This window comes from Sinorhizobium mexicanum (genome assembly GCF_013488225.1).
In the GTDB taxonomy this organism is placed as follows: Bacteria; Pseudomonadota; Alphaproteobacteria; order Rhizobiales; family Rhizobiaceae; genus Sinorhizobium; species Sinorhizobium mexicanum.
The window spans coordinates 2,323,136-2,337,314 of the sequence record NZ_CP041238.1 but is presented as its reverse complement, the minus strand read 5'-3'; the positions used below and the strand labels follow the sequence as shown (position 1 = coordinate 2,337,314).

Annotated in this window: 12 protein-coding genes and 1 pseudogene; 7 read left to right on the top strand and 6 right to left on the bottom strand. The window is 62.4% G+C overall.

What is annotated here, in order from left to right:
- The first annotated feature begins 95 nt into the window (after positions 1–95).
- Entirely contained in the window at positions 96–1,124 is a 1,029-nt protein-coding gene (locus tag FKV68_RS11000; RefSeq protein WP_180937886.1) for a zinc-binding dehydrogenase, read from the top strand.
- An 11-nt stretch (positions 1,125–1,135) separates the two neighbouring features.
- On the top strand, positions 1,136–2,059 hold the full coding sequence (locus tag FKV68_RS10995) for a lipid A biosynthesis lauroyl acyltransferase (RefSeq protein ID WP_180937885.1): 924 nt from the start codon (positions 1,136–1,138) through the stop codon (positions 2,057–2,059).
- A gap of 95 nt (positions 2,060–2,154) precedes the next feature.
- Here FKV68_RS10995 and FKV68_RS10990 read toward each other — a convergent pair whose 3' ends face one another.
- Both FKV68_RS10990 and FKV68_RS10985 read right to left on the bottom strand, forming a co-directional pair.
- On the bottom strand, positions 2,155–5,196 hold the full coding sequence (locus FKV68_RS10990) for an AAA family ATPase (protein WP_180937884.1): 3,042 nt from the start codon (positions 5,194–5,196) through the stop codon (positions 2,155–2,157).
- Complete coding sequence (locus FKV68_RS10985; RefSeq protein WP_180937883.1) at positions 5,180–6,562, bottom strand: hypothetical protein; 1,383 nt, start codon at positions 6,560–6,562, stop codon at positions 5,180–5,182. Before FKV68_RS10985 ends, FKV68_RS10990 begins: the two co-directional genes overlap by 17 nt.
- An 86-nt stretch (positions 6,563–6,648) precedes the next feature.
- Between FKV68_RS10985 and FKV68_RS10980 the strand changes: the two genes are divergently transcribed.
- Positions 6,649–7,665: a PAS domain-containing protein gene (locus tag FKV68_RS10980; RefSeq protein WP_246452484.1), complete on the top strand. Its 1,017-nt coding sequence runs from the start codon at positions 6,649–6,651 to the stop codon at positions 7,663–7,665.
- Positions 7,666–7,719: 54 nt separating this feature from the next.
- Here FKV68_RS10980 and FKV68_RS10975 read toward each other — a convergent pair whose 3' ends face one another.
- Positions 7,720–8,238: a hemerythrin domain-containing protein gene (locus tag FKV68_RS10975; RefSeq protein ID WP_180937882.1), complete on the bottom strand. Its 519-nt coding sequence runs from the start codon at positions 8,236–8,238 to the stop codon at positions 7,720–7,722.
- Positions 8,239–8,431: 193 nt separating this feature from the next.
- Here FKV68_RS10975 and ccoN point away from each other — a divergent pair, with 193 nt between their 5' ends.
- The 4 genes and pseudogenes from ccoN to ccoP all read left to right on the top strand — a co-directional run bounded on the left by ccoN (position 8,432) and on the right by ccoP (position 11,909).
- The gene (ccoN, locus tag FKV68_RS10970) at positions 8,432–10,051 is read left to right on the top strand and encodes a cytochrome-c oxidase, cbb3-type subunit I (RefSeq protein WP_180937881.1); all 1,620 of its coding nucleotides are present in this window, start codon (positions 8,432–8,434) and stop codon (positions 10,049–10,051) included.
- Positions 10,052–10,063: 12 nt separating this feature from the next.
- Positions 10,064–10,795, top strand: a complete 732-nt coding sequence (ccoO, locus tag FKV68_RS10965; RefSeq protein WP_180937880.1) for a cytochrome-c oxidase, cbb3-type subunit II — start codon at positions 10,064–10,066, stop codon at positions 10,793–10,795.
- 13 nt (positions 10,796–10,808) lie between these two features.
- Positions 10,809–10,958, top strand: a pseudogene (locus FKV68_RS33020) (cbb3-type cytochrome c oxidase subunit 3); the annotation flags it as partial.
- Between the two features lie 87 nt (positions 10,959–11,045).
- Positions 11,046–11,909 (top strand): cytochrome-c oxidase, cbb3-type subunit III, encoded by an 864-nt coding sequence (gene ccoP / locus FKV68_RS10955; protein ID WP_180937878.1) that lies wholly within the window; start codon positions 11,046–11,048, stop codon positions 11,907–11,909.
- A 398-nt stretch (positions 11,910–12,307) separates the two neighbouring features.
- Here the strand turns inward: ccoP and FKV68_RS10950 are convergent, their stop codons facing one another.
- From FKV68_RS10950 to FKV68_RS10940, 3 genes are all read right to left on the bottom strand, one after another.
- The gene (locus FKV68_RS10950; protein ID WP_180937877.1) at positions 12,308–12,661 is read right to left on the bottom strand and encodes a VOC family protein; all 354 of its coding nucleotides are present in this window, start codon (positions 12,659–12,661) and stop codon (positions 12,308–12,310) included.
- A complete protein-coding gene (locus FKV68_RS10945) occupies positions 12,658–13,098 on the bottom strand; it encodes an SRPBCC family protein (protein ID WP_180937876.1) in 441 nt (146 codons plus the stop codon). The genes FKV68_RS10950 and FKV68_RS10945 overlap by 4 nt, the downstream gene beginning before the upstream one ends.
- Positions 13,099–13,261: 163 nt before the next feature.
- Positions 13,262–14,053 (bottom strand): helix-turn-helix domain-containing protein, encoded by a 792-nt coding sequence (locus tag FKV68_RS10940; protein ID WP_180937875.1) that lies wholly within the window; start codon positions 14,051–14,053, stop codon positions 13,262–13,264.
- Positions 14,054–14,179 lie beyond the last annotated feature (126 nt).

Here is a 14,179-nt window from a genome sequence, read left to right as displayed (position 1 = left end):
CGAATAGCGCGGGATGAGGAAAGTGCGAGCGGCTCTCCGCCTGCATCCCGCGCAAAATCTTTGGAATCTATGCCGTTTTCGGCAAAGGAAAGATCATGCGCGCCCTGCAACTGCTCGATGACCGCAAGCTTGAAATCACCGACCTTCCGGAGCCGGAAGCGCCGGGTCCCGGTGAAGTTACGCTTCGCGTCAAGGCCGTCGCGCTCAACCATATCGACGTCTGGGGCTGGCGGGGCATGGCCTTTGCCAAGCGCAAGATGCCGCTGGTGATCGGCGCGGAAGCCTCCGGCGTAGTCGAGAGCATCGGCCCCGGCGTTGCGAATGTCCTGCCCGGCCAGCTCGTCTCAATCTACGGCGCGCGCACCTGTGGGCTCTGCCGCCCCTGCCGCGAAGGTCGTGACAATCTCTGCGAACACGTAGGCGGCGTGCATGGCTTCCATCTTGACGGGTTCGCTCAGGAACTGGTGAACCTCCCGGCGCGCCTGCTCGTTCCGGCACCTCCGGGCGTCGACGCCATCGGTGCGGCACTCGCGCCCGTCACTTTCGGCACGGTCGAGCACATGCTCTTCGACAACGCCAAGCTCGAACCCGGCGAAACGATCCTCGTCCATGCCGGCGGCTCCGGCATCGGCACGGCTGCGATTCAGCTTGCCAAGAAGATCGGCTGCACGGTCATCACCACGGTCGGCTCGGACGACAAGATCGAGAGAGCGAAGGCGCTTGGCGCCGATCATGTGATCAACTATCGCACCGACCGCTTCGAGGGCGTGGTGCGCAAGCTCACCAAGAAGAAGGGCGTCGACGTCGTCTTCGAACATGTCGGCAAGGACACCTGGGCGGGCTCCATGCTGTCGATGAAGCGGGGCGGGCGCCTCGTCACCTGCGGCTCGACCTCCGGTGTCTCGACGGACATGAACCTGATGATGCTCTTCCAGCAGCAGTTGAAGCTGCTCGGCTCCTTTGGCTGCCGCATGGAGAACATGGCCAACGCGATGCAGAAGATGGGCCGGGGCCTCGTGCATCCGGTGATCGATACGGAAGTCGGCTTCAACGATATCGACCGCGCTCTGGAGCGGATGGAGTCGCGTCAGGTCTTCGGCAAGATCATCCTGCGGATGGACTGAACATCGTGCGGATGCTGATCACACGGCTGGTGCTGGCCGCCAACCATTTTCGGCAATGGCTGATTGCGCAGCTCGTGTTCCTGCTGCTTACGGTCCTGAAGCTCTTCCCGGCGGATGCGGCGATCAACTTCATGGACCGCGTCGCGCGCTGGATCGGCCCGAAGACCGGGCGTTACAAGCTGACGCTGACCAATCTGCGCAACGCCTTTCCGGAAAAGAGCGAGGCGGAGCTGCAGGAGATCGCGCTCGAGAGCTGGGGCAATATGGGCCGGATGGCGGCGGAATACGTCTTCCTCGACCAACTCTTCGATTTCGATCCGTTTCGCTCGGAGCCGGGCAGGGTGGAAGTCTCCGGCATCCCGCTGTTCCTGGACCTGCGCGATAATCCGCGGCCCTTTATCGTCTTTACCGCCCATAGCGGCAATTTCGAAATGCTGCCCGTTGCGGGCTCGGCTTTCGGGCTCGAAGTCACCGTCCTCTTCCGCCCGCCGAACAATCCCTACATGGCCGAGAAGGTGTTTGAATTCCGCAAGGCGCGGATGGGCAATCTAGTACCCTCCCATGCCGGTTCTTCCTTCGCGCTCGCCCGTCAGCTTGAGCGCGGCGACGGTGTCGGCGTTCTGGTCGACCAGAAGTTCCGCAAGGGCTTGAAGACGAAGTTCTTCGGTCGCGACGTGCAGACGAACCCGCTGCTTGCCAAGCTCGTCCGTCAGTTCAACTGCGAGGTCTATCCGGCCCGCTGCATCCGTCTGCCCGGCGGTCGCTTCCGGCTGGAGCTCGAACCCGCGATTACGATCCCGCGCAGGGCGGATGGCAGCGTCGATGTCAATGCGACGGCGCAGATGTTGAACGACAAGGTCGAGAGCTGGGTCCGCGAATATCCGGGCCAATGGCTCTGGTATCACGATCGCTGGAACATCAAGCGCAGTCTCTAGATCATTTCATTTGAAACAGTGAAATGATCTAACTCTTTGAAACTACGCAATTCCGGACGGAAAACCGTTACAAACTTTTCCTGGAATTGCTCTAATCAACGCCCGCTCGCCCAAAGCGTCGCCTTGTTCCGCGTCGCGCGGTCTCGCGCGATCCGCAAGGAGGCGGCCGCGCCCTCGGCGTCGCCCGATGCAGACAGAAGCGCCGCCCGCGACTCGGCCAGCAGCGGCTCGAACTGGGCCTCGCCGAAACGGGCCACCCGCTCGTCATGGCGGTCGAGCAGTGCGCCTGCATCGGCCAGGCGACCGACGACGACGTAAGCGTCGGCGAGCAAGCTCGCAAAATAGGCCTGCCAGTTCTCGAAGCCGGTCATTGCCCAGAGGCCGGAGCCTTCTTCCATCTGATGGATCCCGGTGTCGATGGCGCCTCGTTTCACCTTCGCCCAGCCCTGGCAGATCATCGACATGGCAAGAAATTCGGGAAAGCCCTGTTGGCTCGCGAATTCGATGCTTTCCTCGCTGTAGCGTGACGCAGTGCGCACGTCATCGCGCAGCATGGCGGTGACGAAGTTGGCCAGCAGCGCGAATCCATAGGCGTGCGGGCGCTTGACCAGCTTTGCGAGTTCGAGCGCTGCTTTTGCATGCTCCGCGCCCTCGGTCGTGTTGCCCATGACGGTGTGCGTCAGGCCGAGATAGAACTGGCCGAAAACGCCGAACTCCTTGAGGAAGCGCATATAGAATTCGCGATGGTGCGTCGGGTCGTAGCGCCCGACTGTGGCGGTCAGGTGTTCGAGCGCCGCCGGATTGTCGCCGCGATGCCACGCGACGAGGCCGCGCATCGTATGGGCGCTGAGATAGGCCGCGTCCGATGGTTCCGCTTCCAATATCGCGAAAATCTCGTCCGTTACCCGGTCGGCCTCGGCGAGCCTGCCGCAAGCCCAGTCATGCAGGGCGGTGTTGTAGATGACGGGGATCAGGTTGTCCGGCTTGTCGCGGCCGCGCAGCAGTTCCAGGGCGCGGGCCTGGGCTGCGCCGAAAGCCGGACTGCCCGGGCCGCGGGTGACCATCAGCGTCGGGCCCTCGATGGCACGCAGCCGCAGTTCGAGATCGTCGCGCTCGCCGCCAGCAGGCAACAACTCCGTCGCCGCTAGGCCGCGGGTGAGATGCGCCAGCGCCTCCGCCGCGCTGCCTTCGCCGGCCGCGCCCATGGCTGCCGTCAGGCGCCACTCGGCGGACTCCCGATTGCGCCCCGCGGCAAGCAGGTGCTCGGCGAGTACCTCGGCGTTGATCCGGCGCCCGCCCTTGTCGGAGAGCATTGCATCGGCCACGCGGCCGTGCAGCCGGCGCCGCTCGGAAGTGCTCAGCGATCCGTATACGGCGTCCTGTACCAAGGCATGCTTGAAGCTCGCGGCCGGCTGACTTCCGGATCCCGCGCCGCGGTGAGCGATGTCGGCGGCTTCGAGGGTGGCAAGCGCCTTGTCGAAGGTCGTCCGACCCAGGGCCGACAGGGAGCGCACCAGTTGCAGGTCGAAGATGCGTCCGACAGTCGCGCCGATCCTTGCGACCTTCTGGGCATGAGGATTGAGGCGGTCGAGCTTGTTCTGCACAAGCCCGCCGAGCGTCAGGGGTACGTTACGCCGCTCCTCCGGGCCGTCGGCCTTTTCTCTGGCGCCGAGGCTTTCCGCAAGCATTGAGGCATATTCCTCGACGAAGAGCGGGACCCCGTCGGATTTTTCGACGATGACATTGAGCGTTTCATTGTCCATACCGGCAGCAAGGCCGGTCGACCTCGCGAGTTCTACGGACTGCTCATCGCTCAGCCGCTCAAGCGGCACGATCTCGCCGAGTGCGTTCAATCGGTCGGCGAACGGACCCTCCGGCCGCGTCGTGCTGAGCACGGTGCAGGCATGGTTGGCGGCGTTTCTCACCAGATTTTCGAGGAACTCCGCCGACGTCGGATCGATCCAGTGCACGTCCTCGAAGACGAGCAGCAGCGGATGCCCGGGCACCGCCGTGCTGAATACCTTCTTCGACAATATCTGGAAGGCCATCCGCCTCTTGAGCAGGATGCCGATATCGGCATTTGCTTCCTGTTCCGGGCCGCTCGACGCCACGACGTCCATCAGCACGGCGGTCTGCTCCTCGTCCGTCTGCCAGGCCGATTGGAAAAGCCGCCGAAGCTTGTCGCGCCGCACGTCGCGCGGATCGTCCGCGTTCACGCCGGATACCCAGTCGAGATAGTCCTTCACCGGATGGAGCGACGAAAACTGATGGGTCGGCGAACACTGCAGCGAAAGATAGCGGGCGCTCTCCTGCGCCTCGTCGTGCCGGAGCACGTCGATCAGCCGCGACTTGCCGATCCCGGGTTCGCCGACCAGAACCGCGGCGCCACCTGACCCCCGGGCAGCACGCGCTGTCATCTGGCGCAACAGCGCGAGTTCCCGGTCGCGGCCGATAAGCGGCGTGCGACGCTCGCCCCGCAACGCTTCGAAACGGCTAAGCCCCTTTCGTCGACGCGGCCGCAGCCTGAAGATGGTCTCCCGCTGCTCGAACCCCTTCAGGTTCTGCGGCCCGAGATCCTCGAAGTCGAATGCCTTTCCTGCGAGCTTGCGTGTGGCGGCGCAGACGATCGCCGTGTTCGCCGAGGCGAGCACCTGCAGGCGTGCTGCCTTGTTCAGGCAGGCGCCGACGACGTTCTCGCCGTAGTGATCGCCCGGTTTCTGGTGAATGATGACGCGCCCGGTCGCGATGCCGATCCGGGCCTCGAGCCGGGCGCCGGCGAGCTTGCGATTGAGCCGCTCGAGGTTCTGCAGGATCGCCCATGCGGCCTGTACGGCCCGCAACGGATCGTCCTCCGTGCCGCGTGGATAGCCGAAATAGCTGATCACGCCATCGCCGAGATAGTTCGCGACCGTGCCGTCCTGGGTCCGCGTCGCCTCCGTGCAGAGGTTGTGGTAGATGCGCAAGAGGTCGCTGAACGCCTCGGGCCCGTGTTCTTCGAGGAGGGCGGTCGAACCAACGAGATCAGCGAACATCACCGTCAGCTGCCGGTGTTGCGAGGGCGTGTCGGACGGTTCCAGAGACCCCTGGGCCATCAGCGCGCCGATCCGGTCGCTCGGATGACTAGTGGACGTCGACATGTTCTTGAACGAATTGGTCGTTGCCCGCTGCGGCGTCGTAGGCGCTGAGGGCAAACATGATCAACATGTCGTAGTCGAGGGCAATCGCGTTCTCGTTGTCATTCTGCGGCTTTGAGCCGGGCCTGTTCTGGAACCAGCGCGCCCACATCTCGGAACCCGGCGGATACATCGGAAAGAGTGTTCCCTCGCGCGGAAATGCCTTGTTCGGCGACGGATACAAGTTGGCAACAAAAGGAAATTGCGCGGTGCCATGACAGCTGAGACACGACGACGCCGGCTGCACGGGAACCAGATTGCCGTTGGTCAGAAGTACGTTGTGCCGTTCCGAGACATCGATCGGGCCGGATAACCGGCCGCCCCAGCCGAGGGACGAGCGCGCGTAGGCGGGTGCCTTGTCGTTGATCCACGTCTCCTGCAGGGGGCCGCCCTTGGGATCCGTGCCGTTCGGTTCACGTGCGAAAGCGGGGTCGTTGCCCCACATGGCGCCGAGCGGCACCAGCTTGTCCCAGGTGGTAGCACCGGGAGCGTCCTTGTCGTAGACATAGGTGATGAAGACCCAGCCCGTCTGCGGAGAGGCGATCGTGTCCTTCACGATGATGTCGAACTGCAGCACCCGTAGCGGCACGACGACGGCCTTGGCGTTGGTGTAGGGATTGTAGTCAGGTCCCTGGAGTGACTCGACCGTCGGACGGTAGACGTTCCAGATCGCAGAGCCCTCAACCGCAGGCCATTGCTGCGGCGTCGGTGTCACCGCCGCCGCCTTCACCACCATGCCGCCTTCGGGGAAGGAGACCGCCTTTCGGTTGGGCTTGAATGGATCGGCCCAGAGTTTCCTCAGCATCGTGGCGGAGAGGGCATCGTAATAGATGACCGTGTGGTTCTGCAGATTGACCGTCAGGCCGAAGTCCTGAAACGTTTCCTTCGTGATGATCTGGCCGGAAAATGAACCCAGGATGGCTTCCTGTCCGCTCTCGGGATCGGTGACGCCGTTCGGGCCCGCCGTGCCGGCGCCCTGCCAGATCATTCCGTACCAGCCGTTGGCTGCCGGGTCCCATGTGTCCGGCGCGTCGATCATCGCCCGCATGTTCGCCTCGAGGTGGGTCTTCAGCTTTGCAACATAGTCACCGGCATTTTGGATGTTCAGCGGCGCGCGCGGCGCAAGCGTGAACCATTTGTTGTCGGTCGTTTCCGGATAGTTGTAGTTCAAGCTGCGATAGGGACCGCTCCATTCGCTTTCTTGAGGGTAGATACCATTGTTCGAGGCGTATGGATCCGCCGCCGATGCCGGCAAGAACCACAGCGTCGTCTGCAGAAATATCGCCAGCGCTGAAATCCGAATGCAATGCCGATGAAGTTCCCGCGTCATGCGTGCCCCCTCGATCCGGACTTATTCACGGCTTGCAATGTATCACGGAAGATCACGCGCGCCAGCGCGATCTTCAACTGGAGGAGGTGGCGAAGATATCGCTGTCCTCGCTGACTTTAGAAATGCCGGCCCCGTCGTCCGGTGCCTTCCCGACGCCGCATAATCCGAGAACGCCCGGACACGCTCGCCCCGGCTTTCTCCTGTTGAACGATGCCGCAATGCGTGTAAACTCATCGTTGTGGTTTGGGGCTACTGCAAGCGTTCTGGGTAATGAGCGCAGCGCGGATTCGCGTGGCATTGAGGGGAAATCATCAAAACCTAAGTCTATCTGCAACACCGACTATCTTGAAGTGCATCGACGCGGCATTGCCGTGGGGGAATGGGGATTCGAATTGAACGCACTGATTGAGCTGTTCTGGTTCAAGTATTCACAGTTGCAGTATGCCGTTAAAGTGGCGGACGAACATCTGATCGGGATTCTGGATCGTGAGCTTGATCCTATTCTGAAGGCGGTTTACGACCAGAGGGCGACGAGCGTGGAAGACGCCCGCCTGCAATTTCACTTCCTTATCGACATCATGCGCGCCGAGTCGGGCGACATGTCCAGCGTTTTGCGCCATTCAAAGTTGCTTCAATCGCTGATCGATCGTTATTTTGCGGCGACGGGAGTGGCGGACCTCGCCGGCCTCGACCTCGACCGTCGGGCGAGATTGCCCAGCAAGGGACTCGCCGACGAAGGGCTGCTCAACGAGGCGATTCTCGACTGCCTTACCGACCGAATCGCCGTCATCACGCCGGACTACCGCTATCTCTATACGAACCCGGCGAATGCCAGCCATCTGGAAAGCAGGCCGATGGACCTCATCGGACGGCATATCGTCGAATTCATCGGTCTCCAGCGCTTCGAGCAGCGGGTGAAGTCTTATCTCGACCGTTGCTTCGCCGGCGAAGTCGTCGACTACACGTTTGCCAAGAATGTCGATGCGCGCACGGTTGTGGTTCGCTGTCGCCTGACGCCGTGCCTCTCGAGCAACGGCAAGCTGATCGGCGCTGTTCTGGTCATTCAGGAACATGCGGACCGACGCAGGGCGATTGCCGCCTGAGCGCAGCAATTCACAGTGCCACAAGACGACGGTGCCGTAACAGGCGGCTAGCAATTAGACCGTCGGCTTGCCGCCGAGGTGCTGGACGAGAATCCCCCGCAGGCATTCCTGCTCGAAGCTGATGTGCCGTCGCACACTGGTGAAGAAGCCGCGCAACATGTAGCCGGCGGTCTCGGCATTGACCGTCCTGTCGGCCTCGCCCAGGCGATCGAGCATCTCGGTCAGTTCCTCGGCGAAACACTCGTCTTCGCAATGCTCGTATTTCAGGCGCTCCAGCAGAGCTTGCACGGACATGTCGCCTGCGAAGCGTTGCTCGATCCAGGTAAAAACCCGCCGTTCCTCGCCGGCATGGAGATCCCGGATCATCGGTCCGATCACCTTCGCCGCATAGGCACAGGTCTCGCGGTTGATCTCTTCAGGGAGGCTGTCGGCAATCGCTTCCAGGCTGTCGCAGAGCGCCAGCTGGTCATGGTGGGCGCCGGCCAGCCAGGCCAGCGGTTCGATCGGCGGTTCTCCTGATGTAGGGGGCCGCGTCCCGATCGATAGCGTCCGGCCGTTTATCTTTGCTCTCATGCGTTCGGGCCCTTCCCACCATCGCTTCACGTTCAAGCCTCCATGCTCGCAAGGATGCGTCGAAGCGCCGGGGCCAGCCTTGATCTGAATCAAGGTTGGCGAAGAGCGATTCTGACAGATCAGGGCAGGTTGCGGCGGCACGCGTGGTTCAGTGCGCCGTCGTCAGCGAATTGTGAAAGTTGGGGACCCAACCATGAAATATACATTCGAGATGATCGTGCTCGGGGTCGGCGCCTTCCTGGCGCTGGTTGGAGCCGGCTTCGCTCAAGACCGCCTTTTCGGCGCCCATATGTGGGTGTTGTTCTTCGCGCTGCTTGGCGGAACGATCGTGCTCCTGAGGCGGATCGAGTTCCGCCCGGCGGTGGCGGGTAGGGCGCCGCCGCAATCCGAATATTTCGACGAAGTCGTGAAATACGGCGTGATCGCCACCGTATTCTGGGGTGTCGTCGGCTTTCTGGTCGGCGTCATTGTGGCGCTGCAGCTCGCCTTCCCGGACCTCAACATCGAGCCGTGGTTCAACTTCGGCCGTATGCGGCCGCTCCACACCTCGGCCGTCATCTTCGCCTTCGGCGGCAACGCACTGATCGCCACCTCGTTCTATGTCGTCCAGCGCACCAGCCGTGCACGTCTCTTCGGCGGCAATCTCGGCTGGTTCGTATTCTGGGGCTATCAGCTCTTCATCGTGCTGGCGGCAACCGGCTACCTGCTCGGCATCACCCAGAGCCGCGAATACGCAGAGCCTGAATGGTATGTCGATCTCTGGCTGACGATCGTCTGGGTCGCCTATCTCATCGCCTTCCTCGGCACGATCCTCGTGCGCAAGGAACCGCATATCTATGTGGCGAACTGGTTCTATCTCGCCTTCATTGTCACCATCGCCATGCTTCACATCGTCAACAATCTGGCGGTGCCGGTCTCCTTCCTCGGCTCGAAGAGCTATTCCGCCTTCTCGGGCGTCCAGGATGCGCTGACGCAATGGTGGTACGGACACAACGCCGTCGGCTTCTTCCTGACGGCCGGCTTCCTGGCGATGATGTACTACTTCATCCCCAAGCAGGTGAACCGCCCAATCTATTCCTACCGGCTGTCGATCATCCACTTTTGGGCGCTGATCTTCATGTACATCTGGGCCGGTCCGCACCATCTCCATTTCACCGCGCTGCCCGATTGGGCGCAGACGCTCGGCATGGTCTTCTCCGTGATGCTCTGGATGCCCTCCTGGGGCGGCATGATCAACGGCCTGATGACGCTTTCCGGCGCCTGGGACAAGATCCGCACCGACCCCATCGTGCGCATGTTGATCATGGCCGTCGCCTTCTACGGCATGGCGACCTTCGAAGGCCCGATGATGTCGATCAAGACGGTCAACTCGCTCAGCCACTACACCGACTGGACCATCGGCCACGTGCATTCCGGCGCCCTCGGCTGGAACGGGCTCATCACCTTCGGCGCGATCTACTATCTCGTCCCGAAGCTCTGGAACCGCGAGCGGCTCTATAGCGTGCGCATGGTCAACTGGCACTTCTGGCTCGCCACCCTCGGCATCGTGGTCTACGCCTCCGTCATGTGGGTTGCCGGCATCCAGCAGGGTCTGATGTGGCGCGAATACGACGACCAGGGCTTCCTCGTCTATTCCTTCGCGGAATCGGTCGCGGCCATGTTCCCCTACTATGTGCTGCGTGCCGCTGGCGGCGGGCTGTTCCTCGCCGGAGCGCTGCTCATGGCTTTCAACGTAACAATGACGATCCTCGGACGCGTGCGCGACGAAGCCCCGATCCTCGGTGCAACGCCGGTACCGCAGCCTGCGGAATAGGAGGGCAGATTCGTGTCCATTCTTGACAAACACACCATACTTGAACGCAACGCCACGCTCCTCCTGGTCGGCTCGCTGCTCGTCGTCTCGATCGGCGGCATCGTGGAAATCGCACCGCTCTTCTATCTCGAAAACACCATCGAGAAGGTTGAAGGCATGCGGCCCTATTCGCCACTGGAGCTTGCCGGACGCGACATCTATGTCCGCGAAGGCTGCTATGTCTGCCACAGCCAGATGATCCGTCCGTTCCGCGACGAGGTCGAGCGCTACGGGCATTACTCGCTCGCCGCGGAGTCGATGTACGACCACCCGTTCCAGTGGGGCTCGAAGCGCACCGGGCCGGACCTCGCCCGGGTCGGCGATCGTTACTCCAACGAATGGCACGTCCAGCACATGACCGAGCCGCGCTCGGTGGTGCCGGAATCGGTCATGCCAAGCTACGCTTTCCTGAAGGAAACGCCGCTGGAGGTGACGAACGTCGCGATGAACCTCAAGGCCAACAGGGCGGTCGGCGTCCCCTACACGGACGAGATGATCGACAGCGCGGCGGCGGACCTCAAGGCGCAGGCCGATCCCAATGCCGACACGGCCGGCATCGAGGCGCGCTACCCGAAGGCCAAGCTCGGCGATTTCGACGGTGACGCGCAAAGGCTGACGGAGATGGATGCGCTCATTGCCTATCTCCAGATGCTCGGGACGCTCGTCGACTTCTCGACCTACGACGACACCACCGGCTATCGCTAAGAGGGAAACCGACATGGAAACCTACACGTTCATGCGTCATTTCGCCGACAGTTGGGGCCTCGTCGCCATGATGGTCTTCTTCCTCGGCGTCGTCGCTTTCGTCTTCCGGCCGGGCGCCAAGAATGCCGCCGATCGGGCTGCTTCCATACCCTTCGATCACGATGTGATCGACACGCGAAGATCAGAGCGGCATGCGCGCGGAAAACCGCTGCACACTTTCCCTCATGCCGCTCGAAAGGAGGATTGACCCATGGCGGACAAACACATTGACGAGATCAGCGGCGTCGAGACCACCGGTCACGAGTGGGACGGCATTCGCGAACTCAACAACCCGATGCCGCGCTGGTGGGTCTACAGCTTCTACGCGACGATCATCTGGGCAATCGGCTATGCAATCGCGTATCCCTCATGGCCGATGCTGACAGAGGCGACCAAGGGCGTGCTCGGCTATTCGAGCCGCTCCGAGGTTAGCGTCGAGCTCGCCAACGCCAAGGCGGCACAGGCCGGCAACCTGGAGCGGATCGCTTCGAGTTCGCTCGACGAAATCATTGCCGATCCGCACTTGCAGCAGTTTGCCGTTTCGGCCGGCGCTTCCGCCTTCAAGGTGAACTGTGCGCAGTGCCATGGCTCGGGCGCCGCCGGCGGGCAAGGCTTCCCTAACCTCAACGATGACGACTGGCTCTGGGGTGGCAAGCCTGAGGAGATCTACCAGACGATCGCGCACGGCATTCGTCATGACGCCGACGGAGAGACTCGCGTTTCCGAGATGCCGTCCTTTGCGGAGATGCTCGACGCCGAGCAGACGAAACAGACGGCCGCCTATGTCGTGAGCCTCACAGCCACGCCGTCGAACCCCGAGCTAGTCGAGGCGGGCAAACAGCTCTTCGCCGACAATTGCGCTTCGTGCCACGGCGCCGACGCGAAAGGCAGCCGCGAGATGGGCGCACCCAATATTGCGGATGCGATCTGGCTGAAAGGCGAGGGCGAGCAGGCGATCATCAACCAGATGAAGGCGCCGAAGCACGGCGTGATGCCCGCCTGGCTGCCTCGCATCGGCGACACGACGGTCAAGCAGCTTGCCGTCTTCGTCCACTCGCTTGGAGGCGGGGAATAGGGGCAGGCCTTCACGGCTGAGGGGCGAGGGGCCTCGCGTCTTACAAGGACGCGGGGCCTTTCTGTTGCGAGCGCAACTCGGAGGTTGGACTCGCCATTGTTGCCGGTTCGGTTCATCATCAATGGGAACCCTCACCGGGCATGGGCGTTCTGGCTGTGCGCCGGAGCGCGGCGCGAGAAACGCATGCCCTGCTAGTGATCCCTAACTCGGAATCGATCGGGGGCAAAATCATGCAGAGATTCAAAGATCTACAGCAATCTCTGCGCGTCTAACCGGACGCGTGGCGCTGTAGAGAGGAGAAATCGAGATGTCACAAGAGTGGCCGATGTTCATTCTCCAGTGCATCGTCGTCTTCGGCCTCGTCAGCGCGCTGTTCATCCGGTTCGGGGAGTAGCCCCTTACTGAGCCGACCAGACCGCGAGCTCGTATCCGTCCGGGTCGGCGAAATGGAAGCGGCGGCCTCCGGGGAAGGAATAGATCGGCTTGACGATCTTGCCGCCGGCCGCCTCGACGCGCCGCGACGCGTCCTCGAGATCAACGGCGTAGACGATGACGAGTGGCCCGCCGCTTCGGACGGGTCCAAGTGTCGTGAAGCCGCCCGTCAGGCGACCATCTGCGAATTCGCAATATTCGGGGCCGTAGTCGGTAAACGTCCAGCCGAAGGCGCCGCCGTAAAAGGCCTTGCTCGCTTCGATGCTTGCCACATTGAACTCGATATAGTCGATGCGGCGATCGTTGCCCTGTTTGCTCATCTGTGCACCGTTCTTTCTGCGGGTTGCTCGGATTCCTGATCGGATTCCATGATGGACTTGAGCGCTGCGAGGTCTTTTTCGACCCATGCCGCGTCGGCGGCGAATTGCTCGTCGCTCATGTCCGGTTGCCGGAGCAGGGTGAACATGACCTCCGCACCATCGCCGTTCGGTACCACCCGCAATGCGTTGTGCGCCTTCAGCCCGCTCTCGAGCGTTACGAGGTGATCGACCACGCCGAAATCATTGTCCGGCGCAAAGCGCACGCGCGCATTGCCGAGCGGACCGGGCGCGACCCATTCGTCGCCATCGCGCGTGAGCCCGGAAGACAGCCCGGAGGCCCAGAGCGGCATCTTCTCGTGATCGGCCATGAAGGCATAGACCTCGCGCCAGTCGCGCGCGATCGACGTGTGAATGATCCTGGTGGCCATGGTTGCCATGCGTTCACTCCCTTTGACGCTATCGCTACCACGTCCCGGAGGTGCCGTCTTGAACGAAACGGCCAACCGCAGTCAGCGGCAACGGCGGTCCAGACGCCTGTATGGGAGGGCTCATTTCACCGTTCCTGGTGAGTAGGTTGATGGTCTTTTCTAACGTTCTGCATCAGTATACGAGTTGCTTCTGAATGTCGCTGGGCGTCAACGACGTCAGTTCCTTCGCCTCGCGGCTGAGATGAGCCTGATCGGCGTAGCCTGCATCGAGCGCGAGCGTCGCCAGTGTATTTTGCGGCCAGGCCCGGCAGGAGCGGAGAAAACGCTGCAGCCGGAGGATGCGGTCGAGCGTCTTGGCGCCGTAGCCGAAATGCTCGTGGCAGCGACGACGCAGCGTCCGTTCGCTGGTTCCGGTCTCTTGCGCGAGCGTGCGAATCGGCTCGACGGCGCTTATCCGGCCGTTTTCGAGAAGCGAGACACAGGCGGCGATCTCGGACGATAGAGGCTTCACCGTGGCGAGCCGCCCCTGCAGGGTCGCCCGCAGAACGCCAATCCGGGCCGCCGCATCTGGCTCTTCCGCCATCTGCGTCTCCAGCGCGCGCGCCGCGCGGCCCCAGAAAACGTCGAGAGGAACGGTCTTGCCGGTGATCGCGTCGAGCGGCGTGCGCAGCCAGGACGCGGCCGAACCAATGCGGAAGCGAGCGCCGACGACGGTTTCGCCGGCGACGAGCTCGGGAAAGGCCGCCACCTTGTCCGGCCCGACAACTGCAAGGCCGCCGGAAATCCAGATGATGTCGACGCAGCCATCCGGCACCACCGCCACCCGCGCGGTCTCGGGCAGGTGGTGCGTCCAGAAGCACTTCACATCGCCCGCCAGCGCGCCGGATGACGCCTGCTCGCGATAGATGCCTCGGCTTTGGGCGAGGCCCGGACTGTCGGATTGATCTTGCGTGATTTCCTTCATGCGAAACGATCCGTCGTACAAAGCTCATTTAATCTTACACCGGAAATCGGGCATAAAGCGTGCAGGTAAAATGCAATGGATGCGCGGGTTTGGACGTTTCGACGCACCGTGCGGCATTAGGGCGCA

Bases quoted from the DNA above. Each gene is read 5' to 3' on its own strand.
- FKV68_RS11000 (WP_180937886.1), top strand. From the start codon at position 96: ATGCGCGCCCTGCAACTGCTCGATGACCGCAAGCTTGAAATCACCGAC.
- FKV68_RS10950 (WP_180937877.1), bottom strand. From the start codon at position 12,661: ATGAGCAAACAGGGCAACGATCGCCGCATCGACTATATCGAGTTCAAT.
- ccoP (WP_180937878.1), top strand. From the start codon at position 11,046: ATGGCGGACAAACACATTGACGAGATCAGCGGCGTCGAGACCACCGGT.
- FKV68_RS10940 (WP_180937875.1), bottom strand. From the start codon at position 14,053: ATGAAGGAAATCACGCAAGATCAATCCGACAGTCCGGGCCTCGCCCAA.
- FKV68_RS10945 (WP_180937876.1), bottom strand. From the start codon at position 13,098: ATGGCAACCATGGCCACCAGGATCATTCACACGTCGATCGCGCGCGAC.
- FKV68_RS10990 (WP_180937884.1), bottom strand. From the start codon at position 5,196: ATGTCGACGTCCACTAGTCATCCGAGCGACCGGATCGGCGCGCTGATG.
- ccoN (WP_180937881.1), top strand. From the start codon at position 8,432: ATGAAATATACATTCGAGATGATCGTGCTCGGGGTCGGCGCCTTCCTG.
- FKV68_RS10995 (WP_180937885.1), top strand. From the start codon at position 1,136: ATGCTGATCACACGGCTGGTGCTGGCCGCCAACCATTTTCGGCAATGG.
- FKV68_RS10985 (WP_180937883.1), bottom strand. From the start codon at position 6,562: ATGACGCGGGAACTTCATCGGCATTGCATTCGGATTTCAGCGCTGGCG.
- FKV68_RS10975 (WP_180937882.1), bottom strand. From the start codon at position 8,238: ATGAGAGCAAAGATAAACGGCCGGACGCTATCGATCGGGACGCGGCCC.